This is a genomic window from Shinella sp. 20P9.1.1 (assembly GCF_057798995.1).
Window position 1 is genome coordinate 18923 of the sequence record NZ_JBYOLC010000022.1, and the last position, 24195, is coordinate 43117.

Here is a 24195-nt window from a genome sequence, read left to right on the forward strand (position 1 = left end):
TCTTCCTCCGTGCCGCAAACGCTGCGTGCCAGCCGGTTGCTCGCCCTCATCCTTCTGACAACAATGCTCTTCGCCGGCATGCTGACCGGCCGCGCCTTCGCCGTCGAGCCCGTAAAAATTTCCCGTGACGACACGGCGCTGGACCTGACGGCCACCACCGAGATCTATACCGGCCGCGGCGAGGCCTTCCAGGTCTCGACCGCGCCCGGCACCGACGGCATCGTGCGCCGCATCGAGGTGCGCGCCACCTCCGACGAACACCAGGGCGACTGGGCCGTCTTCGCGCTTGCCAATGTCTCCGAAGAGCAGATCGACCGCCTGATCGTCGCGCCGCATTTCCGCCTCGTCCAGTCGAAACTGTTCTGGCCGGATCTTGGCGCCAAGCGCATCATCTCGATCACCCCGAGCGAAGGCTTTGCGCTCGACCGCCAGCAGAGCGAAGAAGCCGACGTCTTCCGCATCACGCTCAACCCCGGCACGGTCGTGACCTTCGTGGCGGAACTCGCAACGCCCGACCTGCCGCAGATCTATCTCTGGGAACCGGACGCCTACAAGGACACGGTCAACGCCTTCACGCTCTATCGCGGCATCGTGCTCGGCATTGCCGGCCTGCTTGCGGTGTTCCTCACCATCCTCTTCGTGGTGAAGGGCACCTCCATGCTGCCGGCGACGGCGGCCCTCGCCTGGGCGGTGCTCGGCTATATCTGTGTGGATTTCGGCTTCCTCTCGAAGCTCATCAGCATCACGGCGGGCGACGAGCGAATATGGCGCGCGGGAACGGAAGTGTTCCTGGCGGCGGGCCTCGTGGTCTTCCTCTTCACCTATCTCAACCTCAACCGCTGGCATGCGCATCTCTCCTATGCGACGCTCGCCTGGATCCTCGGCCTGGGCCTGCTCTTCGGCGTCGCGATCTACGATCCGCCGATCGCGGCGGGCATCGCCCGTCTCTCCTTCGCGCTGACCGGCACCGTCGGCATCATCCTGATCGCCTATCTCGGCTTCAACCGCTACGACCGCGCCATCCTGCTGGTGCCTGCCTGGGCGCTGATCCTCGTCTGGCTGTTCGGCGCCTGGCTGACGGTGACGGGCCAGCTCAACAACGATATCATCCAGCCGGCACTCGGCGGCGGCCTCGTGCTGATCGTGCTGCTCATCGGCTTCACGGTGATGCAGCACGCCTTTGCCGGCGGCGCCTATAGCCAGGGCCTGTTCTCCGACCTGGAGCGCCAGTCGCTGGCGCTGACCGGCTCGGGCGATACGGTCTGGGACTGGGACGTGGCGCGCGACCGCGTCGTCACCATTCCCGATATCTCCATCCAGCTCGGCCTCGCGCCCGGCGTCATGCATGGCCCCGCGCGCAACTGGCTGCCGCGCCTGCACCCCGACGACCGCGACCGGTTCCGCGCGACGCTCGACGTGCTTCTGGAACACCGCAAGGGCCGCCTCAACCATCAGTTCCGCGTGCGCGCCGAGGACGGCCATTATCACTGGCTTTCCATCCGCGCCCGTCCCGTGCTCGGCGCCAATGGCGAGATCATCCGCTGCGTCGGCACGATCATCGACATCACCGAGCAGCGCAATTCCGTCGACCGCCTCTTGCAGGACGCCCTGCACGACAACCTGACGGGCCTGCCGAACCGCCAGGTCTTCCTCGATCGCCTCCAGTCGATCCTGTCGCTGACCGGCAGTTCCGACAATGTGCGCCCGACCGTGCTGACCATCGACATCGACCGCTACAAGCAGGTCAACGATGCGCTGGGTATCGCTGCCGGCGACAATATCCTGATCGCGCTGACCCGCCGCCTGCGTCGCCTGCTGAAGCCGCAGGACACGCTGGCGCGCCTTTCGGGCGACCAGTTCGGCCTCATCCTGATGTCGGAGCGCGATCCGGCCAAGGTCGCCGATTTCGCCGATGCCGTCAGCAAGGCGATCATGGTGCCGATCAATTTCGGCGGCCGCGAGATCATCCTGACGGCCTCCATCGGCCTCGTCTCCTGGGTCGACCAGCAGGAGGATGCAGCCGGCCTGCTCAACGATGCGGAACTGGCCATGTACCGGGCGAAAAAGGCCGGCGGCAACCGCGTCGAGCCGTTCCGCCCCGCCTTCCGCACCTTCGGCGCCGATCGCCTGCAGATCGAGACGGACCTGCGCCGCGCCATCGAGCGCAAGGAACTGTCGCTCGTCTATCAGCCCATCGTGCGTCTCAAGGACGCCGAGATCGCCGGCTTCGAGGCGCTGATGCGCTGGGATCACCCCAAGCGCGGCAATATCTCGCCGGCCGAATTCATCCCGATCGCGGAAACGTCGGACCTGATCAACCAGCTCGGCCTCTTCGCCTTCGACAAGGCGGCGAGCGACCTGATGGACTGGCAACTCCAGACCGGCGACCTGCCGATCTTCGTCTCGGTCAACCTGTCGAGCGCCCAGCTCCTCAACAACGAACTCTACAACGACGTGCGCGCCGCACTCGCCAAGACCCGTTGCGAGCCGCAGAAACTGAAGCTGGAACTCACCGAATCCATCGTCATGGAAAACCCGGAACAGGCCCGCCTCATCCTCGCCAAGCTGAAGGATATCGGGATTGGCCTTGCGCTCGACGATTTCGGCACGGGCCATTCCTCGCTCTCCTACCTCACCCGCTTCCCCTTCGACACGATCAAGATCGACAAGGCGCTGGTGCGCGACGGCTCGGACAAGCGCGGGGTGCTGTTGCGCTCCGTCATCTCGATGGCGCGGGAACTGGAGATGCAGGTGGTGGCGGAGGGCATCGAGTCCGAGGAGGACGCGATCGAACTCGGCAATATGGGCTGCGAGTTCGGCCAAAGCTACCTCTTCGGCCCGCCGATCGGCTACGATTCGGTGCAGCGGCTGCTGAAGGAGCGGTTTCCGCTGATGAAGCGGGCGTGAGGGAAATCAGGCAGCGGCGAGGACGCGCAAAATCGCCTCCGGCTCCCTTTCCATGACGCGCAGGAGCGTGCGGGCTGCACCACTCGGCTGCCGCTGCCCCTGCTCCCATTTCCGGTAACCGGAAACGCTGGTGCCGAGAAACCGCGCCATCTGTTCTTGTGTGAGCTTGAGGTGCAGCCGGATGGACTTCGGATCGATATTGTCCGTATCAACGGCGTGAACGCGCGTGCCTTCCACGGGCGCTCCTGCCGCATAGGCCAGCGCCTCCGATAGGGCTTGGGAAAGATCGTCTCCAAATACCGTCGTCTTCGCCATCTCACTTGCTCCTTTGGTGCTGCTTGATCGCCTTGGCGATTGCAGCGACGGTCTTCTTTTCTGCCGGCGAAAGATTCGTCCGAACGTTCTTTGCATAGACGAGCAGCGCATAGATCGGCGCGTCTTCGCTGTACCAGTAGTAGATCACCCGCGCGCCACCGCGCTTGCCCCTACCGCTCGCCGCGAAACGAAGTTTTCGCACGCCCCCGGCTCCGGGAATTTCATCGCCGAGCATAGGATTGACGGCGAGATAGTCGATGAGCGCGGCCCGTTCCTCCGGCGAGAAGATCGCTTCAGTCTGCCGAATGAATGTGGGAAGCTCGACGACTGTCTGCATAGCCCAATATAACCCAATGGGTTATATTTTCAACCCATTACCCGTCAGATTTTCGCATCAGCCGGTTGATGAACTCCAGCTTTTCCACGACCGGTGGCGGCAGCACGAAGGGGTAGCTGTCGGGCTGGCCCATGGAGCGCTGGATGGCGTTCAGCGCGACGGAGAGCGGGATCCAGCTTTCGACCAAACGGCCGGCATTCGGGGCACGGTAAGGGTCGAAGGTGATTTCGGCTTCCAGCTCCTCGTGGCCCTTCGGATCGGTGTTGAGGCCGAAGGCGCGCGCCGTTTCCAGCGTATCGACGATGTGGAGGAAATGCGCCCAGCACTCGGCGAAATCCTCCGCCGGATGGGCGCTGGCATAGGTGCTGATGAAATTGAGCGACCAGTCGGCGGGCGGTCCCTGCTCGTAATTGCGCTGGAGGGCGGCAGCATAGTCCTCCCGCTCGTCGCCGAAGAGGCGGCGCGCCTCTTCCAGCGTCGCGTCGTCGCGCACCAGCTGCGACCAGTAGAAATGGCCGATCTCGTGGCGGAAGTGGCCGAGCAGCGAGCGATAGGGCTCGCCCATCGCGACGCGTACGCTTTCGCGCACCTCGTCGTCGGCCTCCGCGGCGCGAAGGCTGATGAGGCCTGCTTCGTGGCCGGTCATCGCGGCATTGACGACATTGCCGTTGGCATCCAGCTCGTCCGCCAGGAAATCGAAGACGAGGCCGCTAACGGGGTCCTCCCCGCGGGTCGGATGCGGCAGGCGCCAGCGCAGGATGGAGTAAAAGAGATGGCGCTGCGCCAGGCCGATGCGCCGCCAGCGCTCCAGCCCGTGCGGATCCGTCGTCGGCACGATGCGGTTGTGCCGGCAGGCCGGGCAGAAGGCGTGCGGGCTATCGGACGGCAGCAGCCAGTTGCAGACATCAAGCGCCGCGTTGTCGCAGTAGCGGTAGAGGCCTTCGTTCGGCGCGATCTTCCACAACCCCTCACCTTCCGGCACCAGTGCATGCAGCGTTACGTCCTCGGCGAGGAAGCCAAGCGCGGAGCCGCAGCGCACGCAGAGGCTGTTATCGAAATGGATAGTCTGGCCGCAGCTGTGGCAGGTAAACAATTTCATGACGCCCCCGTTCAGGCAGGATGCCTCGTGCAAAATACCCGCACCGTCCAAGGACGATACGGGTATTGTTCAGTCAGTATAGCGGGATGGCGGAAAACCGTTCGGCCATCCCTCGCTTATCAGAGGCGGTCGACCGCGCCCTTGACGGCATCCTTGGCCTTGCCGACAGCCTTCTGGGTCTTGCCCTTCGCTTCCTGGCCCGCACCTTCGGCGCGCAGCTTGGGATTGTCGGTCGCCTTGCCGGCGGCCTGCTTGGCCTTGCCGGCCAGTTCGTTTGCCGTACCCTTGATCTTGTCGCTCGTGCTACCCACCGTCGTACTCCTGTTGTTCGAGGCGTGTTTCTTCACGCGGCGACACAACGGCGCAGAGCCGCACAAGTTCCGACGAAAAATGAATTGCCACCGATCTCAGGCGTGGCCGGCTTGTGCCGACAGCATGGCCGGCGAGATGCCCATAAGGCCCAGTGCCCGCTCATATTTGCTGTCGAGATTGGTGTCGAAGATCAGCTCTTCCTGCGCCGGGCAACTCAGCCAGCCATTGTTGCCGATCTCGTTTTCGATCTGCCCCGCCCCCCAGCCGGCATAGCCGAGCATCATCAGGCCACGCTGCGGGCCGCGCCCGCGCGAAATGGCGCGCACGATATCGAGCGTCGCCGTCATGCAGATGTCGTCGCTGACGGGAATGGAGGATTCCGACAGATAGTCGTCCGAATGCAGCACGAAGCCGCGGCCGCTTTCGACCGGGCCGCCGCAGCGGATGGGGAAATTCAGCGTCGAGCCCGGCAGGCGGATCACCTCGTCCTCGCCCACGAGATCAAGGTGCAGCAGCACATCGGAAAAGCTCAGCTGCTGCGGCCGGTTGATGACGAAACCCATGGCGCCGTCTTCGGAATGCGCGCAGATATAGACGACGGTGCGGGCAAAATTGGCATCGGCCATCCCCGGCATGGCGATCAGGAACTGACCGTCAAGGAAGCCACGTTCTCGTTTGTTTTTCAGAACCGAGATAGCCATGATGCGGGATAGCCTATCAATTCGCCGCCAAATGAAAAGCATTCTTTTTGACTGGCGCGGCATGCCAGCCCTCACAAACAAGCTATGGCTCGTTCACGCCCGATCAAGCATTTATGATGACGTCCTCAGCGTTTGCCGCTGGAAAGCGGGCGCCGGCGGCGCTAGATATTTGTCCATGAAACGCTTGGAAACCGCTGCTTTCGCGCTGCTTTTCGCCTGTTCCCCCGCCGTCGCCGCGACCTCGTCGTGGGTCGAGACGCCGGGCGGCGACGTGCGCCTTGTCGCGCTGCCGGCCAATGCCGACGGCACGGTCCGCGCCATGCTCGACATCCGGCTGCATGACGGCTGGAAGACCTATTGGCGCGATCCCGGCGGCAGCGGTATTCCGCCTTCGGTCGCCATCAGCGGCGCGGAACTGACCGCCGTCGGTTTCCCCGCGCCAAAACGCCTCGGCGACCAGACCAACCACTATATCGGCTATGACGCGCCCGTGCGCCTGCCGCTGACGCTCGCCAAGCCCGAGGGCGGTGCGATCACCGCCACGGTCTTCCTCGGCGTCTGCAAGGACATCTGCATTCCCGTGCAGGCGGAACTGACGGCGGATGCGAGTGCGGAAACCTTCGCCAATCCGCTGGAGGCGATGGCGATCTCGGATGCCGACGCCACGCTGCCGCATGGCGCGGGCTACGGCTTCAAGCCGTTGTCGGGGCGATGGGCCGCCGACGGCAAGAGCATTTCCGTGCGCTTCGAGGCGCCTGCGGAAGGCGCGCTGCCGGATGTTTTCCTGTCGGGCACCTCGACCTTCGAATTCGGCGCGGCCGGCCCCGTGCGCCGCGATGGCGGTGTCTTCGTCGCTGACGTGCCCGTGCTGCACAAGCCGAAGGTCTTCGATCTCGCCAAAAACCCGATCAAGCTCACGGTCAGGGCCGGCGAAAAGACGATGGAAAGCCCGCTTGCCATCGATTGATCGTCGCCTATAGTCCCCTCCCCGGCCTTTTTCGGCCGCCGCCCGAGATGATATCGACCTGACAGGAGACACGCCGTGACCATTGCCGTTGGAGACAAGCTGCCCGACCTCAAGCTCAAGGAACGCACGCCGGATGGTCCCGCCGAGGTTTCGACCGAAGACCTCTTTGCGGGCAAGCGCGTCGTGCTCTTCGCCGTGCCGGGCGCGTTTACGCCCACCTGCTCGCTGAACCATCTGCCGGGCTACCTGGAAAACCGCGATGCCATTCTCGGCAAGGGCGTGGACGACATCGCCGTCGTCGCCGTCAACGACCATCACGTCATGGGCGCCTGGGCCAATTCCACCGGTGGTGCCGGCAAGCTGCGCTTCCTCGCCGACTGGGACGCCGCCTTCACCAAGGCGCTCGGCATGGATGTCGATCTCTCCGCCGGCACGCTCGGTGTGCGCTCCAAGCGTTATTCCATGCTCGTCGAGGACGGCGTGGTGAAGACGCTCAATGTCGAGGAAAGCCCGGGACAGGCGACCGTCTCGGGTGCCGCCGCGATGATTGAGCAGCTTTGAAGAGGCAGTAGGCAGTAGGCAGTAGGGAGAATATCCCTTTTCACTAATTCCTACTGCCTAACTCCTACCGCCTTTAAACGGTGCCATGCCCTTGCGAGCGAGTTCGTCGGCCCGTTCGTTTTCCGGATGGCCGGCGTGGCCTTTGACCCAGTGCCATTCGACCTTGTGCTGCATGCGCGCCGCATCGAGCGCCTGCCAGAGATCGCCGTTCTTCACCGGCTTCTTGTCGGCGGTCTTCCAGCCGTTTTTCTTCCAGCCGAATATCCATTTCGAAATGCCGTCCATGACGTATTTCGAGTCCGTGTAGAGATCGACCTCGCAGGGCGTCTTCAGCGCGGTGAGTGCGGTCATCGCCGCCGTCAGCTCCATGCGGTTGTTGGTGGTGTCGGCCTCGCCGCCGGAGAGTTCCTTCTCGACATCGCCATAGCGCAGCACCGCGCCCCAGCCGCCGGGACCGGGATTGCCCGAGCAGGCGCCGTCCGTGAAAATATCGACATGCTTCATCGGGAGAGACCGTATTCCGCGGGGTTTTGAACCTGCCGGTGGAAGCGCAGCTTGCGCAGATATTCCAGCGGATCCTTCTTGACGACCAGCGCGCCGGGCGGGGTCATCAGCCAGTCGTAGAGGCGCGTCAGGAAGAAGCGCAGCGCCGAGCCGCGCGCGAGCAGCGGCAGGGCGGCAGCCTCTTCCTCGGAAAGCGGGCGCACGCTTTCATAGCCGTCCAGCAGCGCCATGCCCTTGGTCAGATTGAACGCGCCGTCCTTCTCGAAGCACCAGGCATTCAGGCAAATGGCGACGTCATAGGCGAGCAGGTCGTTGCAGGCGAAATAGAAATCGATGAGGCCGGAGAGATCGTCGCCCAGGAAGAAGACGTTGTCGGGGAAGAGATCGGCATGGATGACGCCCGATGGCAGACCGTTGGGCCAGTTGGCTTCCAGGCTTGCAAGTTCATCGGCAATTTCGTCCTGAAGACCTTTCTCGACCTCATCGACGCGATCCACCGACTTCTCCCACAGCGGCCGCCAGCCGCCGACGGAAAGCGCGTTTTCGCGGGTGATTGCAAAACCGTTGCCGGCCACATGCATCGTGGCGAGCGCACGGCCGACCTCGCGGCAATGTTTCGCCGCCGGCTTGCGCAGCCACATGCCTTCGAGGAACGAGATCATGGCGGCGGGGCGGCCGGAGAGTTCGCCGAGCAGCGCGCCGTCGTTGCGCGACAGCGGCAGCGGGCAGGACAGGCCGTTTTCGGCCAGATGGTGCATCAGGCCGAGGAAGAACGGCAGGTCGTTGCGATCCACGCGCTTTTCATAGAGCGTCAGGATGAAGGCGCCCTTGGTGGTGTGCAGCAGGAAGTTGGAATTCTCCACGCCCTCGGCGATGCCCTTATAAGAGAGCAGCGTGCCCGCGTCATAGGCGGTCAGGAAGCGGGAAAGATCGTCTTCGGTGATATCGGTATAGACGGCCACGGCGGGTCTCAGGCTTGCGGGTTGGATAAGGGAGAGCGGTGGCTCGCGGCCTCACTCTCCATTGACGAAGGCCATGTCGGCGGAGGTGAGCTCGATGGCGCGCAGCTCGCGATTGACGAGGAAATGTTCGTTTTCCTCCACCGTATCGGCCAGTTCCACGACCGCATTGTAGCGCATGCGGAAGGCCTCGATGATCTCGTTGACGATGACCTCGGGCGCGGATGCGCCAGCCGACAGGCCGACGGTCCTGATATCGCCGATCGTCTCCCAGTCGATTTCCGAGGCGCGCTGCACGAGCACCGACCTGGTGGCGCCGGCGCGCAGCGCCACCTCGACGAGGCGCTTGGAGTTCGACGAGTTCGGCGCGCCGACGATGAGGAAGAGATCGCAGCCGGGTGCCGCCTGCTTGACGGCCTCCTGGCGGTTGGTCGTGGCATAGCAGATGGAATCGGCGGCGGGTGCGGTGAGGTTCGGGAAACGCTCATGCAGGCGCTTGATGACGCCGGCCGTATCGTCCACCGAGAGCGTCGTCTGCGTCACGAAGCCGAGATTGTCCGGATCCGGTGGCGTATACTTGTCGGCGTCCTCGACGGTCTCGATCAGCGAGACGGAACCCTCCGGCAGCTGGCCCATCGTGCCGATGACTTCCGGGTGGCCGGCATGGCCGATCAGCACGACATGGCGGCCGAGGCGCTGGTGGCGCATCGCCTGCTTGTGCACCTTGGAGACCAGCGGGCAGGTCGCGTCGAGATAGAAGAGGTTGCGGCTCTCCGCATCGGCCGGAACCGACTTCGGCACGCCATGGGCGGAGAAGACGACGGGCTGCTTGCGGTGCTCCTCGGGGATCTCGTCGAGCTCCTCGACGAAGATCGCGCCCTTGGCCTCCAGTCCTTCCACGACATAGCGGTTGTGCACGATCTCGTGGCGCACATAGACGGGCGCGCCATAGGCCTTCAGCGCCAGCACGACGATCTGGATGGCGCGGTCGACGCCGGCGCAGAAGCCGCGCGGGCCGCACAGCCTGATGGTCAAATCCGGTCGGTTCTCGTTCATGCGTCTCGGTTATCCGGCAATGAGGACGGCAACAAGGGCGATGGCCGCGGGAAGCGCCTGAATGACGAAAATTTTCCGCGCGGCCGTTGCGCCCCCATATAGGCCGGCGAGCACGACTGCGCCAAGGAAAAACAATTTGATCTGGAAGGCGAAGGCCGGATCGGGATGGACGAGCGACCAGGAGAGGCCGGCGGCGAGGAAGCCGTTATAGAGGCCCTGGTTGGCGGCGAGCACCTTCGTGGCTTGCGCCTGTGCCGGTGTCATGCCGAAAGCTTTTTGGCCGCGCGGTGTCGTCCAGAGAAACATTTCAAGGATGAGGATATAGACATGTTCGAGCGCGATGATCGCGACGAGGATGGTTGCGATTGCCTGCATGTCCGTCTCCCGTTTGCCTCCGTTCTTCCTACGGCATTTCAGGGCGCCGGGCGATCGCCTTTTGCCCGGAACAGCGCATAGAGGCCGACGCCGACGAGGGCGGCCGCGAGGCCATACCAGGTGACGGCATATTGCAGGTGGTTGTTCGGCAGGTCGAACTGCGTGACGCCGCCGATCGGCAGGCCCTTAGGGTTTAGGGCATCGCCGGCATCGACGAAGAACGGCACCAGCTTGTCGGCGGCAATGCCGGTGCTGGAAGCCATCACGTCGAGGTCCTTCCAGTAGAAGATGTTCTTGGCGATATCGTTGTCCGGCACGATGGGGGACGGCTTCTCGGCAAGGCGGGCGCGGGCAAGGCCGGTCACGGTCTGCTCACCGGTGAGCTGGCCCTGCTTGCGCATTTCCGGCTCCTTCGCCTCGAAGGGCACGAAGCCGCGGTTGATGAAGAGGAAGCGGCCATCGGCGAGCTGGAGTGGCGTATAGATGTAATAACCTGTCTGGCCGTTCCAGGTGGCGAAGAAGTGACGCTCACGGTTGTTGGCGAAGACGCCCGTGACGGTGACCGGGCGATACTCGATATCCTCGTCCTTCGCGGCCATCGCCTCGATATCGGCAAGGCGCACGGGTGCGGCGACCCGGCGCTCGGCTATGTCGGCGAGCAGCTTCTCCTTCCAGTGCAGACGCTGGACCTGCCAGGTGCCGAGCGACAGCAGGATGGCGAGCGCGATGAAGAAGGCGATCCCGGTCAGGACCAGCTTTCCCCGGCCTGCGCTTGGACGCGGACGATGGCTTGCCGGAACCTCAGCCACGGTCGATCTCGCCGGGGCGGGCGTTATTGCGGTATTGCAGGGTGATCAGCAGGCCCTTGAGGACGCGCGTCAGCGCAAGGCCGAGCACGATGACCAGGGGTATCCACAGCATGAAATGCACCCAGAGCGGCGGATTGTAGTTCACCTCCATCCACAGCGCCGCGCCGACGACGATGAAGCCGACGATCAGAATCACGAAGACGACCGGGCCATCACCGGAATCGGCGAAGGAATAGTCGAGGCCGCAATTGGCGCAGGCCGGCTTCACCTTCAGGAGCCCATCGAACAGCTTGCCCTGACCGCAGCGCGGGCAGCAGGCGCGCAGCCCCGCGCTGATGGGATCGACCGGGGGGTAGAGTGCCTTGTCCTCGTCCATTATGCCATTCCAGTCAAAGAGGTCGCTGGCCCTTGGGGCCGATGTCGATAGGTAACGCCGCCCTGCCCGCGCGTCCAACGCAAAAGCTGCGACAAAGCGGCCGGTCGCCTCAAACGCAAACGGCCGCATCGCTGCGGCCGTTCGAAACAGTTTTGCCGTAGCGGCTTACATGTGCGCGATCGGCGCGCCCCAGCCACCCCAGATGTAGATGGAGAAGAAGAGGAAGAGCCAGACGACGTCGACGAAGTGCCAGTACCAAGCGGCGGCTTCGAAACCGAAGTGCTGCTTGGGGGTGAAATCGCCACGCAGTGCGCGCACCAGGCAGACGATCAGGAAGATCGTGCCGACCAGAACGTGGAAGCCGTGGAAACCGGTCGCCATGAAGAAGGTCGCGCCGTAGATCGAGTCCTTGAAGGCGAACGGAGCGTGCGCGTATTCATACCCCTGTACGAAGGAGAACAGCAGGCCGAGCAGTACAGTCAGCGTCAGGCCGTTGATGAGGCCCTTGCGGTCGTTGTGCAGCAGCGCGTGGTGCGCCCAGGTCACGCAGGTGCCCGAAAGCAGCAGGATGACGGTGTTGTAGAGCGGCAGGTGCCAAGGATCGAGAACCTCGATGCCCTTCGGCGGCCAGACACCGCCGGTATAGGCGGCGCGCGCGGCCTGGATGGGTTCGGCGGCAAACAGGCTGGCATCGAAGAAGGCCCAGAACCAGGCGACGAAGAACATCACTTCCGAAGCGATGAACATGATCATGCCGTAGCGCAGGTGCAGCGAGACGACGCGGGTGTGGTGGCCCTCATGGGCCTCCTTCACCGTATCTGCCCACCAGGCATACATCGTGTAGAGCACGATCAAGAGGCCGATGAAGAAGATCCACGGCGTGGCGAGGTTGACGCCGAACAGGTGGAACGCGCCGCCCGAGATGTAACGCATGTAGCCGATGCCGCCGAGCGCCATGACGAACGCGCCGATGGAGGCGAGAAGCGGCCACGGGCTGGGGTCGATGATGTGGTAGTCGTGTTTCTTCTGGTGCGCATCGGCCATGTGATTGTCCCCGAATGTATCGCGTTCTGTCTCCGGCATAGCCGGAAACGCATGTCTTTCAAAGCTTGTTTACGTCGCCCGCCTTGTTATCCGCAGCCGAAGCCACCGGCTTCGACGCCTCATGCGGATAGAAGGTGTAGGACAGCGTGATCGTGTGGATGCCCTTCGTCTCGACCGCCTTGACGATCTCCGGATCGACGAAGAAGACGACGGGCATTTCCAGTTCTTCGCCGGGCTTCAGCGTCGTTTCGGTGAAGCAGAAGCACTGGACCTTGTTGAAATAGGCGCCGGTCTGTTCCGGGGTGACGTTGAACGTCGCCTGTCCGGTCGTCGCCTTGGACGAATTGTTGCGCGCCTTGTAGAGGATCTGCACGGTCTCGCCGATCTTCAGCTCGACTTCGCGCTGCACCGGCTCGAAGGTCCAGGGCAGGCCCGGGCCGGTATTGGCGTCGAAGCGCACCTTGATCGTCTGGTCGAGAATGACGTCGGAGGCCTGCTCGACGCGCTGCGTCGTGCCGCCGTAGCCCGTCGCCTTGCAGAACATCTCGTAGAGCGGCACGGCGGCATAGGCCATCGCGCCCATGCCGATGACGAAGGAACAGCACATGGCGACGACGGCGCCGTTGCCCGTCTTCTTCTGTTCGGTCTTAGTCTTGTCGCTCATCATCAGCCCGCCATTCCGCCGCCGAACTTGATCAGCGTCACGACATAGAACACGACGACGAGACCCAGAAGCACCGCACCGAGCGCGATGTTGCGGCCGCGGCGGGCCTTCTTCTGGTTTTCAGTGAGATTTACGGTTTCCATTACAGTACCCATCCGAAAGACGCGATCAGGCGGTCGAACATCAGGCCGGAGAAGATCGCGAACAGATAGACGATGGAGAAGGCAAAGAGCTTCTTGGCCGGCACCATCGCGCGGTCGCCTTCCGGCATGCGCAACACGCCGATGGAATACCACACGAAGCCAAGGCCAAGCGCTGCGGCAAAGAGACCATAACCGATGCTGGCAAGGCCGAGCCAGGTCGGCACGACGGCGATGACGGCGGTCAGGACCGCATAGATGACGATCTGCACCTTCGTGGTGGCTTCGCCCGAAACGTTCGGCAGCATCGGCACGCCGACGGCCTCGTAATCGCGCATCTTGAACAGCGCCAGCGCCCAGAAATGCGCCGGGGTCCAAAGGAAGGTGATGAGGAAGAGCACGACGCTCTCGATGGAGACGCCGCCCGTTACGCAGGCCCAGCCGATCATCGGCGGGAAGGCGCCGGCGGCACCGCCGATGACGATGTTCTGCGGCGTCGAGCGCTTGAGCCACATCGTATAGACGACGGCGTAAAAGAAGATGGTAAAGGCGAGCAGGCCAGCCGACAGCCAGTTGACCGCAAGGCCGAGGATACAGACCGAGAAGGCCGAGAGCGTCAGGCCGAAGGCGAGCGCTTCTTCCGGCCGGATGCGGCCCGAGGGGATCGGACGCTTGGCCGTGCGGGTCATGACCGCATCGATATCGGCGTCGTACCACATGTTGAGCGCCCCGGAGGCTCCGGCGCCCACGGCGATACAGAGAATGGCGATGGCGCCGATGAACGGGTTGATCGTGCCGGGCGCGACCACCAGGCCGGCAAAGGCCGTGAAGACGACGAGCGACATGACGCGCGGCTTCAGGAGCTCGAAGAAATCACGCGGCGACGCTTCGGAGAGGTAAACCTCGCCGCCGCCCGGAACCGTTTCGTGATGCTCGATGATCGCCATGTTCTTTCCGTCGCGTTCGACCGGTTCATCCGGTCTTTGATCTATGAGGCCGCCGTAACCGGCGGCCTCGTGTTTACAGAGATCTTACTTGATCTTCGGGAGCTGTTCCCACTGGTGGAACGGCGGCGGCGAAGAAAGCTGCCATTCCAGGGTGTTTGCACCTTCACCCCACGGGTTGTCGCCGGCGACGCGCTTCTTGGCGAAGGCTTCGAAGACGCCGAAGAGGAAGATCAGGACCGCGAAGGCCGAGATATACGAGCCGTAGGACGACACCGCGTTCCAGCCTGCGAAAGCATCCGGATAGTCGATGTAACGGCGCGGCATGCCGGCAAGGCCGAGGAAGTGCTGCGGGAAGAAGATCAGGTTCACGCCGATGAACATGACCCAGAAGTGCAGCTTGCCGATGAACTCGGAATACATGTAGCCGGTCATCTTCGGGAACCAGTAGTACCAGGCCGCGAAGATGGCGAAAACGGCGCCGAGCGACAGAACGTAGTGGAAGTGGGCAACCACGTAGTAGGTGTCGTGCAGGGCGCGGTCGAGGCCGGCGTTTGCGAGCTGCACGCCCGTAACGCCGCCGACGGTGAACAGGAAGATGAAGCCGATCGCCCAGACCATCGGGGTCGTGAAGCGAATGGAACCACCCCACATCGTCGCGATCCAGGAGAAGATCTTCACGCCCGTCGGAACCGCGATGACCATCGTGGCGAAGACGAAGTAGCGCTGCGTGTCGAGCGACATGCCGACCGTGTACATGTGGTGGGCCCACACGATGAAGCCGACGGCGCCGATGGCGACCATGGCATAGGCCATGCCGAGATAGCCGAAGATCGGCTTGCGCGAGAAGGTCGACACGATGTGGCTGACGATGCCGAAGCCGGGCAGGATTAGGATGTACACTTCCGGGTGACCGAAGAACCAGAACAGGTGTTGGAAGAGGATCGGGTCACCGCCGTTTTCCGGCGCGAAGAAGGCCGTGCCGAAGTTACGGTCGGTGAGCAGCATGGTGATGCCGCCCGCCAGAACCGGCAGCGAGAGCAGAAGCAGGAAGGCGGTGATCAGAACCGACCAGGCAAACAGCGGCATCTTGTGCAGCGTCATGCCCGGAGCGCGCATGTTCAGGATCGTGGTGATGAAGTTGATCGCACCGAGGATCGAGGATGCACCGGCAATGTGGAGGCCGAGGATCACGAAATCCATCGCCGGACCGGGCTGGCCCGAGGTGGAGAACGGCGGATAGATCGTCCAGCCGCCACCCGCGCCATATGCGCCTGCCGGGCCTTCGACGAACATCGACAGCAGCACGAGCAGGAAGGCCGGGATGATCAGCCAGAACGAGATGTTGTTCATGCGCGGGAACGCCATGTCAGGCGCGCCGATCATGATCGGAACCATCCAGTTGGCGAAGCCGCCGATGAGGGCGGGCATGACCATGAAGAAGATCATGATGAGCGCATGCGCCGTCGTGAAGACGTTGAACATGTGCTTGCCGCCGTCGATGGCGGCGTCACCTTCGAAGCCGTAGACCATCGCGGCCAGGCCGTGGAAGATCTGGATGCCCGGCTCCTGCAGCTCCATGCGCATCACCACCGAGAGCGTACCCCCGATGATGCCCGCACAGATCGCGAAGATCAGGTAAAGCGTGCCGATGTCCTTGTGGTTGGTCGAAAGAAACCAACGCTGGAAGAAGGTAAGCGGCTTGTGTTCGTGGTGATCGTGGTGATCGCCGTGGGCAGCGGATGTTCCGGCCATGGATCAGACTCCCTAGGTATTACTGCGCGGCGTTCTGGGCGACGTCTACGGCCTTCGCCGCACCGTCGACAGACGCCATCAGGGCCTTGTTTGCCTCGCCGACATTAGTCGCGGCGGCAGCAAGCCAGGTATCGTACTTCTCTTGCGAGACGACGCGGACGGCGATCGGCATGAACGCATGGTCCTTGCCGCAGAGCTCGGAACACTGACCGTAGAACAGGCCTTCACGGTCTGCCTTGAACCAGGTTTCGTTGAGACGGCCCGGCACGGCGTCGATCTTCACGCCGAAGGAGGGCATCGCGAAGGCGTGGATCACGTCTGCACCCGTGACGAGCAGGCGAACATGCTTGCCGACCGGGATGACAATTTCGTTGTCGACGGCGAGCAGGCGCGGATAGACGGCCTTGTCTTCCTTGCCGGCAGCGGCGCGATCGGCATCAGCCAAAAGAAGGCTGTCGAAGGAAACCGGCTTGTCGCCGACCTGGTATTCGTAGCCCCAGTACCACTGGTAGCCGGTGGCCTTGATCGTCAGTTCCGGCTCTTCCGTCGGCGCGAGCTGCTTGGTGAGAAGCTGGAAGGAGGGAACGGCCAGGAACAGCAGGATAACGACCGGGCCGAGCGTCCAGACGACTTCGATCAGCGTGTTGTGGCTGGTCTTCGACGGAACCGGGTTCGCGCTTTCGCGGAACTTCACGACGACGATGATAAGCAGGAGGAGGACGAACAGCGTGACCGGGACGATGAACCAGAGTGTGTAATGCTCGAACCAGCTGATCTCTTCCATGATCGAGGTCGCGGCGGGCTGGAGGCCCTTCTGCCACGGAAACGGCTGATCAGCGAAAGCGGTCGAAGCAAAGAGCAGACAGCCGATCGCGGCCAGAACTGCAAAAGCTTTGTTTTTCACAACGTATCTCCCCAAGGCGTTTGATTGGGATCAAACAGACGCGCAGAATCCCTGCTATACTGAGTGCTTAAAACCACAGTTTCATGCTCGCCGCAACAGCCATGGGGCTGCGTCTGTGCGGCATTTTTGCGCAAAAGCAAAAGCCTCCCGCCTATCCCCACAGTTTCCACACAATTCCCTATAGCATGAAAGGTTTGGCCGCCGCGACCCTCTCTCGGCGCACCCGCCTGCCGGCGGCGCGACTCATTTCGCGCATGGCGGGCCGGCATGGGCGCGAACCGCCTGAACCCTGCCGGCAGCCCTCCCCTGACGTATTCCATAACCGCCACCCAAAACCGCCTGCACGTCCGAACGGGCAAGGCTGCCTCCGGCCTCACCGTGCCGACTGCCCGCGACGCACAAACCGCCCCCTATTATAAAGTGCCGCCCCGAGCGTCCAATTTCCGCCTTCAATCAATCGGAAAGGAGCGCTCGGGGCTTTTCATTTCCATGCCGTCCCTTCAAAGATACCCCGACTGATTCGAGATTCCGAGGTTTTCATGGGTTTTGCTTCCCTTTCCCGGCTGTCCCGGGCGGCATTCGGCCTTGCCGTCTTCTCGCTCGGCGCCATGGCGCTTCCGTCGCTCGCAGCGGCCCAGCAGCCCGGCACCGTGAAATCGAACCATGGCGCCTGGTCCATTGTCTGCGACCAGCCGGCCGGCGCCTCGGGCGAACAATGTGCGCTGATGCAGAACGTGCTGGCCGAAGACCGCCCGGAACTCGGCCTGTCCGTCGTCGTGCTGAAGACCGCCGACCGCAAGGCCAAGATCCTCCGGGTGCTCGCGCCGCTCGGCGTGCTGCTGCCCAACGGCCTCGGCCTCAATGTCGACGGCAAGGATATCGGCCGCGCCTATTTCGTGCGCTGCTTTGCCGATGGCTGCTATGCCGAAGTCGTGCTTGAGGACGAACTGCTGAAGACCTTCCGCTCCGGCGCGACCGCCACCTTCATCGTCTTCCAGTCGCCGGAAGAAGGCATCGGCATTCCCGTCGATCTCAAGGGCTTCGGCGAAGGTTACGACGCGCTGCCGTAAGCTTGGCGCCCGGTGGGCTTGCCGCCCGCCATCGGGGGACTTACATGAACCCGGTGATTTAAATGCTGCGGAGCCTGCCATGAACACCGACCTCCTCTCCCTTTTCGATGCCGACGAGGCATCCGTGCAGGCGGTGCTTCGGGAGACCTTGAAGAGCGCCGACGATGGCGAACTCTTTCTCGAACATGCACAGGCGGAATCGCTGTCCTTCGACAACGGCCGCCTCAAGGGCGGCAGCTTCAACACCGACCAGGGTTTTGGCCTGCGTGCGGTGGCGGGCGAGGCTGTCGGCTATGCGCATTCCGGCGAGATTACGCTGTCGGCGCTGAAGCGCGCGGCCGATTCGGCAGGCGCCGTCACGCGCGGCTATTCCGGCGATTATTCCGCCGCGCCCCAGGGCACCAACCGCCAGCTCTACAGCCCGGACAATCCGATCGGCTCGCCGACCTTCGAGCAGAAGGTGGCGCTCCTGACCGAGATCGACGCCTATCTGCGCGCAAAAGATCCAAAGGTGCGGCAGGTCACGGCCTCGGTTGCCGCCAGCTGGCAGGTCGTCAACATCCTGCGCGCGGATGGCCACCGCGTCACCGACATCAGGCCGATGACCCGTATCAACATTTCCGTCGTCGTCGGCCAGGGCGACCGGCAGGAGACCGGCAGCTACGGCATCGGCGGGCGCACGACCTTCGATGCCTTCCTGACCGAAGAAAGCTGGCATGCCGGCGCAAACGAGGCGCTGCGTCAGGCGCTGGTCAATCTCGAAGCAATCGAGGCCCCGGCGGGGACCATGGATGTCGTGCTCTCCAACGGCTGGCCGGGCGTGATGCTGCACGAGGCCGTCGGCCACGGGCTGGAAGGCGATTTCAACCGCAAGAAGACCTCGGCCTTCGCCGGCCTGCTGGGCGAGCAGGTGGCGGCCAAGGGCGTCACCGTCGTCGATGACGGCACGATCGACAACCGCCGCGGCTCGATCACCGTGGACGACGAGGGCACGCCCTCGGCCTACAATGTGCTGATCGAGGACGGCAAGCTGGTCGGCTATATGCAGGACCGGCAGAATGCCCGGCTGATGGGCATGAAGGCGACCGGCAACGGCCGCCGCCAGGGCTATGCCTACCGCCCGATGCCGCGCATGACCAACACCTACATGCTCTCGGGCGACAAGACGCCGGACGAGATCATCGCCTCCGTCAAGAACGGCATCTATGCCGTCTCCTTCGGCGGCGGGCAGGTGGACATCACCTCCGGCAAATTCGTCTTCGGCTGCACGGAAGCCTATCTCATCGAGAACGGCAAGGTGACGGCCCCCGTCAAGGGCGCCATGCTGATCGGCAACGGCCCGGACGCCATGCGCCGCGTCTCGATGGTCGGCAACGACACCAAGCTCGACACCGGCATCGGCAATTGCGGCAAGGCCGGCCAATGGGTGCCGGTCGGGGTCGGCCAGCCGCATCTGCGCATGGACCAGATCACGGTCGGCGGCACGAAGACCTAATCGCCGCCCCCTGCCCCTACATCCAGACGCTGCAACAGCCATTGGCGGAACGCTTGCGCTTCCGGCGAAAGGCGCTTGAAGCTGCGCGCCACCAGCCAATAGGCGCCGTGGCGGATCGAGAGATCGAAGGGCTGGACGAGGCGGCCGGCGGCGATGTCCTCGGCGGCCAGGAAACGATCGACCAATGCCACGCCGTGGCCGCGCAGCACCGCCTGCAGCACCAGATTACCCTCGGCAAAAATCTGCGCGCGGCCGAGCGGAGTATCCGGCAGGCCGGCGGCCGTGAACCAGCGTTCCCAGACGCTGCGAGTTTCCTCGTGCAGCAGCGTATGCGTCAGAAGATCGGCGGGCGTTTCGAGCGGCGTGCTGTTTGCGAGCAGGCCGGGCGCGATGACCGGCACCATGTCCACGTCTACCAGATGATCGACCTCCGTGCGCGGCCAGGCCTTGGCATCCATGCCGTGGCGAATGGCAATCTCGGCCTCGTGGGTGCGGAATTCGATGAGCCGCATGTCCGAATCGACGGCCACGTCCACCTCGGGATGCCCGCTGCGGAAATCGTCGAGATGCGAGACGAGCCAGCCGGCGGCGAAGGACGGTTCGGCGCTGATTTCCAGCAGACCACCACCGCGCCGGCCGCGGATTTCCGACAGGCTCGCATCCATCGCATCGAAGCTACGCGAGAGCACGCCAAGCAGCGCATGGCCAGACGGCGTGAGGCGCACGGCCCGGTGGCGTCGTTCGAAGAGCGGCTTGCCAAGCTCGGCCTCCAGTTCCTTCACCTGCCGGCTCACGGCAGCCTGCGAGACCGCAAGCTCATCGGCCGCGAGCGTAAAACTGCCGAGCCGGCCCGCCGCCTCGAAACTCCGCAATGCCGTCAGGGGCAACCGTCCACGCTTCATCGCATAACCTCAAGTCATCTGAAATCGACGATAAACTCGTTTGAGTGAAGGAGGCAAGCGGGTGGACAATAAGGGCAATTCAAGTTTGCCCGGAGGAGATGACATGTTCATCCCGATCATCACCGTTTTCTCAGACGTCATCCGTCTCTTCACCTTCCAGCCGCCGCGGGCCGAAGGAAACGCCCCGTTCCGGCGCCCCTGCCCCGAGGCGGAACACGATCTTCCGCCTGTCGAACGCACCGCGCCGGTTTTGTCTCCCGCTGCGGCGCGGCGGTCCGATCTGCGAAACGAAACGGCGGCGAGATCGCGGCTTCGTCCACAGGCTCAAAGATGCTGACAAGCGGAGAAACCGCTCCCTTAGCGCCAGAATGCACTGCGGATCGACCGCGTTAACGCCTCGGATACCATGCAAGCCCCATAAAGGCGGCTGGTTCAACCATCTGGAGGCGGGAATGCCGATCCGCAGCGTCATGCGACAGGGGCTTAAACGTGCCGTCATCACCGGCGGGCTCGAAGTCGCGCATCTGGCGGAACGCGCCGGCCTCATGGCCTCGGCGCGCGGCATGGGTGCGATCTTCACGCTGCATCATGTGCGGCCGAAGACACCGCAGGTCTTCGATCCGAACGCCCATCTGGAAATCACGCCGGAATTCCTCGATGCCGCTCTTGGGCACCTGACAGAAGAAGGCTACCAGTTCGTGGCGCTGGCCGACATGCCGGCGCGCCTGGCAATCGCCCGGCCCGGCGAACGCTTCGCCGCCTTCACGCTCGACGATGGCTATCGCAACAATGCGGTGCATGCCCAGCCCGTCTTCACGCGCCACAAGGTGCCGTTCACGGTGTTCGTCGCCCCCGGCTTTGCCTGCAAGACCCATGGCATCTGGTGGGAAACGCTGACGGAGCTTCTGCGTGTCGCGCCGCATCTCGACTTCGATTTCGGCTCCGGCACCGTCACCCTGCCGCTCGCCACACCCTTCCAGAAACAGGCGGCCTACGAACGCTTTGCCCAGTTCATTCACACGCATGCCGAGGAAAGCGCGGCCATCGAGGCGCTCGACGCCGTCGCCCGCGCCCATGGCATCGATCCGCTGATGATCACCGAGCGGCTGGTCATGCGCGAGCCGGAATTGAAGAGTCTCGTGCTCAATCCGCTCGCGACGATCGGCGCGCATACGCTGAGCCACCGGGCGCTGGCCCGGCTTTCGGATGCGGAAGCGCGCAGCGAAATGGACCAGTCGGCCGAACGCATCGCCGCGATCACCGGCCGCCGTCCCGACACCTTCGCCTATCCCTACGGCGACCGCGCCGCCGTCTCGCCGCGCGAGCACCAGCTTGCCAAGGACCTCGGCTTCCGCGTGGCCGTCCTCACGGATCCCGGCACGCTCTCGGCCCGCTCCTTCGACACGCCGACGGCGCTGCCCCGCATTTCGCTGAACGGGCTGTACCAGAAACCGAAATATGTCGGGGCGCTCGCTTCCGGCATCCCCTTCCGGCTGATGCGGCGCTAGACCGAAATTTTCACGGATACATCCTGACCTTCGTCCAGCCCTTGCCGTCGTCCACGCGGCGGAATTCCACGCGGTCGTGCAGGCGGAAGGGGCGGTCGTGCCAGAACTCGATCGAGACGGGCTTCAGGCGGAAGCCGGACCAGTGCGGCGGGCGGGGGATTTCGCCGATCGCGTAGCGGGCGGTGTATTCGGCGACGGCCTTTTCCAGCGCAAAGCGGCTTTCGAGCGGACGCGACTGCTTCGAAGCCCAGGCGCCGATGCGGCTGCCGCGCGGGCGCGAGGCGTAATATTCGTCGGCCTCGGCATTGCTGACGACCTCGATCTCGCCGCGGATGCGGATCTGGCGGCGCAGCGATTTCCAGTGGAAACACATCGCCGCCTTGCCTGCTGAGAGGATTTCCTGGCCCTTGCGGCTTTCGAAATTCGTGTAGAACACGAAGCCCCGCTCATCGAAACCCTTCAGGAGAACCATGCGCACATTGGGCAGGCCCGTCTCGTCGACGGTGGCGAGCGCCAGCGCGTTGGCGTCGTTCGGCTCGCTCTTGCCGGCGTCCGCCAGCCAGCGTCCGAACAGGGCATAGGGTTCGTTTTCCTCGGTGAAGTCACCGCTTGTTAACGCATTTTCGCTCATATTCGATTCAAAGCCGATCTTTTTGGGCCGATTTTGGCCGCTCTTTCGACTGCATGAGGCAGCTGGGGTGAACGTCATAGCAAAGTCGCGACCGGAGACAAAGCCATACTGGACGCGCTGCATCGTCCTCGCAGCAGTCACGACGTCGGCCGCGTTCCTGTCGGGCTGCATGAGCGGCCTCGATCTCTTCGAAGACAGCAAGGTCGACAGCACCATCCGCACCAGCACCGTGGCGAGCGGCGAGCGTCTCTCCGACGAGACGACCGTGCGCAATGCCGTCTCCTCCGCCGATCTGGCGCAGGCCGCGGGCCAGCCCATTCCCTGGGCGAACTCCGCTTCGGGAAGTGCCGGCGTCATCAGCACGATTGCGGAAAACCAGGACGCCGCAGGGCGCACCTGCCGCGATTTCGTGACGACGAAACACTCCTATCAGGGCATCGCCAACTATTCGGGCCGCACGTGCCTGGGCAATTCCGGCGAATGGCTGCTCTTGGCCTTCGACCGTCAGGGTTGAACCCACCCACCCGCATCTTAGCAATCTGTAAACCCTAACGCGTAACCGGCGGTTAGAACGTCGCCCGCTACCATGAGCGGTAAAACGAAACGGGTGGTTAGGTATGCGTGATCCCTATTCGGTTCTCGGCGTGAAGCGGAATGCCGGCCAGGACGAAATCAAGGCGGCGTGGCGGTCGGTGGCGAAAGCCGTGCATCCCGACCAGAACCACGACGACCCGAATGCGACGGTGCGCTTCACCGAGGCCGGCCGCGCCTATGATCTGCTGCGCGATCCCGACAAGCGTTCCCGTTACGATCGCCAACAGCGCGAGGCCGAGCTTCGCCGCATGGAGCAGATGCGCCAGCAGCAGGCCGACCGCAAGGCGAAGGCCGAGAGCCCCCGCCAGCAGGATGGTCCGCGCGTCTCCGGCGAGGCCGCCGAAGACATGATCGCCCGCATCTTCGGCGTCGATTCCCGTGGCCAGCAGGCCGAGGCGAAGCCGCGCCCGCAGCCCCAGCCGCAACCCCAGGCGCAAGCAAATGCAGCCGCGCCCGCTCAGGAAGCCCGCAAGGTCGCCGATGAGCCCGCCGCCGAGCAGCAGCCGATGCCCGCCCGCGGTACAGCACCAGGTGCCGCCATCATCTCCGCCATCATCCGCCGCATCCGCGGCACGCGCGCTCCGGTCGAGAAGGCGCCGGATCTCGTCGCCGACGTCACCGTGAGCGTGGAAGACATCCTCAACCGGGTGCGTCCGACCATCGAGACGCCGGAGGGGCAGACCATCCGCGTGCCCGTCGGCGCCGGCACCACAGATGGACAGGTGATCCGTCTCAAGGAGGCCGGCCACCGCATCGAAAACCTCAGGCGCGGCGATGCCGTCATCACCGTGCGCGTGGCGCCCGGCCGCTTCCGCACCGACGGCTTCGACCTCAGGGTCGACCTGCCGGTGACGATCGAGAACGCCGTTCTCGGCTGCGAGACGACCATCGACGGCCCAACCGGGCCTCTGACCGTCACCGTCCCGGCCTGGTCGGGATCCGACCAGACGATCCGCATCCCGGACGAGGGCCTCGTCAAGGAAGACGGCGCGCGCGGCGATCTCATCGCCGAAGTCAGGCTGCTGCTCTGGGAAAAACCGGACGCCAAGATGATCGACCTGATGCGGTCGCTGCGCGAAGGCCTTTACCTTTAATCGATTTATGAACTTTCAGTGAAAGATGCACCCATTGTTACGGATGCTAACAGTTCCTGAACTGGCGCGCGCTTGAACCGCATTGCCGCCTATGCCATAGGCAATTTCGACTTATTCACGCAACTCCAAGAACGCAAAGCCTTTTCGCGTATTTGCGGGGGTTGCTCTAGAT

General features: G+C 63.7%; 28 protein-coding genes. 9 read left to right on the forward strand and 19 right to left on the reverse strand.

Annotated elements, in window-relative coordinates:
• The first annotated feature begins 63 nt into the window (after positions 1 to 63).
• Positions 64 to 2907, forward strand: coding sequence for an EAL domain-containing protein (locus AC27VQ_RS24640; RefSeq protein WP_313524945.1), 2844 nt, complete (start codon positions 64 to 66; stop codon positions 2905 to 2907).
• A gap of 6 nt (positions 2908 to 2913) precedes the next feature.
• Here AC27VQ_RS24640 and AC27VQ_RS24645 read toward each other — a convergent pair whose 3' ends face one another.
• From AC27VQ_RS24645 to AC27VQ_RS24665, 5 genes are all read right to left on the reverse strand, one after another.
• On the reverse strand, positions 2914 to 3222 hold the full coding sequence (locus tag AC27VQ_RS24645) for a helix-turn-helix domain-containing protein (RefSeq protein ID WP_488718409.1): 309 nt from the start codon (positions 3220 to 3222) through the stop codon (positions 2914 to 2916).
• 1 nt (position 3223) lies between these two features.
• A complete protein-coding gene (locus tag AC27VQ_RS24650) occupies positions 3224 to 3559 on the reverse strand; it encodes a type II toxin-antitoxin system RelE/ParE family toxin (RefSeq protein ID WP_488718410.1) in 336 nt (111 codons plus the stop codon).
• A gap of 37 nt (positions 3560 to 3596) precedes the next feature.
• Entirely contained in the window at positions 3597 to 4658 is a 1062-nt protein-coding gene (locus AC27VQ_RS24655; protein ID WP_488718411.1) for a zinc-binding metallopeptidase family protein, read from the reverse strand.
• A 119-nt stretch (positions 4659 to 4777) separates the two neighbouring features.
• Entirely contained in the window at positions 4778 to 4969 is a 192-nt protein-coding gene (locus AC27VQ_RS24660) for a CsbD family protein (protein WP_069059549.1), read from the reverse strand.
• Positions 4970 to 5065: 96 nt separating this feature from the next.
• Positions 5066 to 5671: a YqgE/AlgH family protein gene (locus tag AC27VQ_RS24665; protein WP_313524781.1), complete on the reverse strand. Its 606-nt coding sequence runs from the start codon at positions 5669 to 5671 to the stop codon at positions 5066 to 5068.
• 175 nt (positions 5672 to 5846) lie between these two features.
• Here AC27VQ_RS24665 and AC27VQ_RS24670 point away from each other — a divergent pair, with 175 nt between their 5' ends.
• Complete coding sequence (locus tag AC27VQ_RS24670; RefSeq protein WP_488718412.1) at positions 5847 to 6638, forward strand: protein-disulfide reductase DsbD domain-containing protein; 792 nt, start codon at positions 5847 to 5849, stop codon at positions 6636 to 6638.
• 75 nt (positions 6639 to 6713) lie between these two features.
• Positions 6714 to 7199 (forward strand): peroxiredoxin, encoded by a 486-nt coding sequence (locus tag AC27VQ_RS24675; RefSeq protein WP_488718413.1) that lies wholly within the window; start codon positions 6714 to 6716, stop codon positions 7197 to 7199.
• 57 nt (positions 7200 to 7256) lie between these two features.
• Here the strand turns inward: AC27VQ_RS24675 and rnhA are convergent, their stop codons facing one another.
• The 12 genes from rnhA to coxB form a co-directional block, all read right to left on the reverse strand.
• Positions 7257 to 7703 carry a ribonuclease HI gene (rnhA, locus tag AC27VQ_RS24680; protein WP_488718414.1) on the reverse strand — a complete coding sequence of 149 codons (447 nt, stop codon included), beginning with the start codon at positions 7701 to 7703 and terminating at the stop codon, positions 7257 to 7259.
• A complete protein-coding gene (locus AC27VQ_RS24685) occupies positions 7700 to 8665 on the reverse strand; it encodes a homoserine kinase (protein WP_488718415.1) in 966 nt (321 codons plus the stop codon). The genes rnhA and AC27VQ_RS24685 overlap by 4 nt, the downstream gene beginning before the upstream one ends.
• A 51-nt stretch (positions 8666 to 8716) precedes the next feature.
• On the reverse strand, positions 8717 to 9718 hold the full coding sequence (gene ispH / locus AC27VQ_RS24690) for a 4-hydroxy-3-methylbut-2-enyl diphosphate reductase (RefSeq protein ID WP_488718416.1): 1002 nt from the start codon (positions 9716 to 9718) through the stop codon (positions 8717 to 8719).
• A gap of 9 nt (positions 9719 to 9727) precedes the next feature.
• Positions 9728 to 10093 carry a DUF1304 domain-containing protein gene (locus AC27VQ_RS24695; RefSeq protein WP_488718417.1) on the reverse strand — a complete coding sequence of 122 codons (366 nt, stop codon included), beginning with the start codon at positions 10091 to 10093 and terminating at the stop codon, positions 9728 to 9730.
• A 38-nt stretch (positions 10094 to 10131) separates the two neighbouring features.
• Complete coding sequence (locus AC27VQ_RS24700; RefSeq protein ID WP_488718418.1) at positions 10132 to 10902, reverse strand: SURF1 family protein; 771 nt, start codon at positions 10900 to 10902, stop codon at positions 10132 to 10134.
• A complete protein-coding gene (locus tag AC27VQ_RS24705) occupies positions 10895 to 11278 on the reverse strand; it encodes a DUF983 domain-containing protein (RefSeq protein WP_488718419.1) in 384 nt (127 codons plus the stop codon). The genes AC27VQ_RS24700 and AC27VQ_RS24705 overlap by 8 nt, the downstream gene beginning before the upstream one ends.
• 165 nt (positions 11279 to 11443) lie before the next feature.
• Positions 11444 to 12322, reverse strand: a complete 879-nt coding sequence (locus tag AC27VQ_RS24710; RefSeq protein WP_313524801.1) for a cytochrome c oxidase subunit 3 — start codon at positions 12320 to 12322, stop codon at positions 11444 to 11446.
• Positions 12323 to 12380: 58 nt separating this feature from the next.
• Positions 12381 to 12986, reverse strand: coding sequence for a cytochrome c oxidase assembly protein (locus AC27VQ_RS24715; protein WP_313524804.1), 606 nt, complete (start codon positions 12984 to 12986; stop codon positions 12381 to 12383).
• Positions 12987 to 12988: 2 nt separating this feature from the next.
• Positions 12989 to 13129 carry a hypothetical protein gene (locus tag AC27VQ_RS24720; RefSeq protein ID WP_313524807.1) on the reverse strand — a complete coding sequence of 47 codons (141 nt, stop codon included), beginning with the start codon at positions 13127 to 13129 and terminating at the stop codon, positions 12989 to 12991.
• Positions 13129 to 14073, reverse strand: coding sequence for a heme o synthase (locus AC27VQ_RS24725; protein ID WP_488718420.1), 945 nt, complete (start codon positions 14071 to 14073; stop codon positions 13129 to 13131). The genes AC27VQ_RS24720 and AC27VQ_RS24725 overlap by 1 nt, the downstream gene beginning before the upstream one ends.
• 84 nt (positions 14074 to 14157) lie before the next feature.
• A complete protein-coding gene (gene ctaD / locus AC27VQ_RS24730; RefSeq protein WP_313524811.1) occupies positions 14158 to 15825 on the reverse strand; it encodes a cytochrome c oxidase subunit I in 1668 nt (555 codons plus the stop codon).
• Between the two features lie 19 nt (positions 15826 to 15844).
• The gene (gene coxB / locus AC27VQ_RS24735; protein ID WP_313524814.1) at positions 15845 to 16729 is read right to left on the reverse strand and encodes a cytochrome c oxidase subunit II; all 885 of its coding nucleotides are present in this window, start codon (positions 16727 to 16729) and stop codon (positions 15845 to 15847) included.
• Between the two features lie 539 nt (positions 16730 to 17268).
• Here coxB and AC27VQ_RS24740 point away from each other — a divergent pair.
• Together AC27VQ_RS24740 and tldD are read left to right on the forward strand one after the other, a co-directional pair.
• On the forward strand, positions 17269 to 17799 hold the full coding sequence (locus tag AC27VQ_RS24740) for an invasion associated locus B family protein (protein ID WP_257947858.1): 531 nt from the start codon (positions 17269 to 17271) through the stop codon (positions 17797 to 17799).
• 79 nt (positions 17800 to 17878) lie between these two features.
• Complete coding sequence (tldD, locus tag AC27VQ_RS24745) at positions 17879 to 19294, forward strand: metalloprotease TldD (protein WP_488718421.1); 1416 nt, start codon at positions 17879 to 17881, stop codon at positions 19292 to 19294.
• Here tldD and AC27VQ_RS24750 read toward each other — a convergent pair.
• Positions 19291 to 20196, reverse strand: a complete 906-nt coding sequence (locus AC27VQ_RS24750) for a LysR substrate-binding domain-containing protein (RefSeq protein ID WP_488718422.1) — start codon at positions 20194 to 20196, stop codon at positions 19291 to 19293. The two genes, tldD and AC27VQ_RS24750, sit on opposite strands and share 4 nt — an antisense overlap.
• A gap of 103 nt (positions 20197 to 20299) precedes the next feature.
• Here AC27VQ_RS24750 and AC27VQ_RS24755 point away from each other — a divergent pair, with 103 nt between their 5' ends.
• Together AC27VQ_RS24755 and AC27VQ_RS24760 are read left to right on the forward strand one after the other, a co-directional pair.
• A complete protein-coding gene (locus tag AC27VQ_RS24755) occupies positions 20300 to 20533 on the forward strand; it encodes a hypothetical protein (RefSeq protein WP_488718423.1) in 234 nt (77 codons plus the stop codon).
• A 115-nt stretch (positions 20534 to 20648) separates the two neighbouring features.
• Positions 20649 to 21704, forward strand: a complete 1056-nt coding sequence (locus AC27VQ_RS24760; protein ID WP_313524831.1) for a polysaccharide deacetylase family protein — start codon at positions 20649 to 20651, stop codon at positions 21702 to 21704.
• Between the two features lie 10 nt (positions 21705 to 21714).
• Here AC27VQ_RS24760 and pdxH read toward each other — a convergent pair whose 3' ends face one another.
• Positions 21715 to 22335 carry a pyridoxamine 5'-phosphate oxidase gene (gene pdxH / locus AC27VQ_RS24765; protein ID WP_488718424.1) on the reverse strand — a complete coding sequence of 207 codons (621 nt, stop codon included), beginning with the start codon at positions 22333 to 22335 and terminating at the stop codon, positions 21715 to 21717.
• Between the two features lie 67 nt (positions 22336 to 22402).
• Here pdxH and AC27VQ_RS24770 point away from each other — a divergent pair, with 67 nt between their 5' ends.
• A complete protein-coding gene (locus AC27VQ_RS24770; protein WP_488718425.1) occupies positions 22403 to 22849 on the forward strand; it encodes an RT0821/Lpp0805 family surface protein in 447 nt (148 codons plus the stop codon).
• Between the two features lie 103 nt (positions 22850 to 22952).
• Positions 22953 to 24023 carry a DnaJ C-terminal domain-containing protein gene (locus AC27VQ_RS24775; RefSeq protein ID WP_488718426.1) on the forward strand — a complete coding sequence of 357 codons (1071 nt, stop codon included), beginning with the start codon at positions 22953 to 22955 and terminating at the stop codon, positions 24021 to 24023.
• Positions 24024 to 24195: the final 172 nt, after the last annotated feature.

Bases quoted from the DNA above. Each gene is read 5' to 3' on its own strand.
- AC27VQ_RS24640 (WP_313524945.1), top strand. From the start codon at position 64: ATGCTCTTCGCCGGCATGCTGACCGGCCGCGCCTTCGCCGTCGAGCCC.
- AC27VQ_RS24760 (WP_313524831.1), top strand. From the start codon at position 20,649: ATGCCGATCCGCAGCGTCATGCGACAGGGGCTTAAACGTGCCGTCATC.
- AC27VQ_RS24650 (WP_488718410.1), bottom strand. From the start codon at position 3,559: ATGCAGACAGTCGTCGAGCTTCCCACATTCATTCGGCAGACTGAAGCG.
- pdxH (WP_488718424.1), bottom strand. From the start codon at position 22,335: ATGAGCGAAAATGCGTTAACAAGCGGTGACTTCACCGAGGAAAACGAA.
- ctaD (WP_313524811.1), bottom strand. From the start codon at position 15,825: ATGGCCGGAACATCCGCTGCCCACGGCGATCACCACGATCACCACGAA.
- AC27VQ_RS24775 (WP_488718426.1), top strand. From the start codon at position 22,953: ATGCGTGATCCCTATTCGGTTCTCGGCGTGAAGCGGAATGCCGGCCAG.
- tldD (WP_488718421.1), top strand. From the start codon at position 17,879: ATGAACACCGACCTCCTCTCCCTTTTCGATGCCGACGAGGCATCCGTG.
- AC27VQ_RS24665 (WP_313524781.1), bottom strand. From the start codon at position 5,671: ATGGCTATCTCGGTTCTGAAAAACAAACGAGAACGTGGCTTCCTTGAC.
- AC27VQ_RS24645 (WP_488718409.1), bottom strand. From the start codon at position 3,222: ATGGCGAAGACGACGGTATTTGGAGACGATCTTTCCCAAGCCCTATCG.
- AC27VQ_RS24750 (WP_488718422.1), bottom strand. From the start codon at position 20,196: ATGAAGCGTGGACGGTTGCCCCTGACGGCATTGCGGAGTTTCGAGGCG.
- AC27VQ_RS24755 (WP_488718423.1), top strand. From the start codon at position 20,300: ATGTTCATCCCGATCATCACCGTTTTCTCAGACGTCATCCGTCTCTTC.
- AC27VQ_RS24725 (WP_488718420.1), bottom strand. From the start codon at position 14,073: ATGGCGATCATCGAGCATCACGAAACGGTTCCGGGCGGCGGCGAGGTT.
- AC27VQ_RS24710 (WP_313524801.1), bottom strand. From the start codon at position 12,322: ATGGCCGATGCGCACCAGAAGAAACACGACTACCACATCATCGACCCC.
- AC27VQ_RS24715 (WP_313524804.1), bottom strand. From the start codon at position 12,986: ATGAGCGACAAGACTAAGACCGAACAGAAGAAGACGGGCAACGGCGCC.
- AC27VQ_RS24720 (WP_313524807.1), bottom strand. From the start codon at position 13,129: ATGGAAACCGTAAATCTCACTGAAAACCAGAAGAAGGCCCGCCGCGGC.
- AC27VQ_RS24740 (WP_257947858.1), top strand. From the start codon at position 17,269: ATGGGTTTTGCTTCCCTTTCCCGGCTGTCCCGGGCGGCATTCGGCCTT.
- AC27VQ_RS24655 (WP_488718411.1), bottom strand. From the start codon at position 4,658: ATGAAATTGTTTACCTGCCACAGCTGCGGCCAGACTATCCATTTCGAT.
- AC27VQ_RS24705 (WP_488718419.1), bottom strand. From the start codon at position 11,278: ATGGACGAGGACAAGGCACTCTACCCCCCGGTCGATCCCATCAGCGCG.
- AC27VQ_RS24670 (WP_488718412.1), top strand. From the start codon at position 5,847: ATGAAACGCTTGGAAACCGCTGCTTTCGCGCTGCTTTTCGCCTGTTCC.
- rnhA (WP_488718414.1), bottom strand. From the start codon at position 7,703: ATGAAGCATGTCGATATTTTCACGGACGGCGCCTGCTCGGGCAATCCC.
- ispH (WP_488718416.1), bottom strand. From the start codon at position 9,718: ATGAACGAGAACCGACCGGATTTGACCATCAGGCTGTGCGGCCCGCGC.
- AC27VQ_RS24695 (WP_488718417.1), bottom strand. From the start codon at position 10,093: ATGCAGGCAATCGCAACCATCCTCGTCGCGATCATCGCGCTCGAACAT.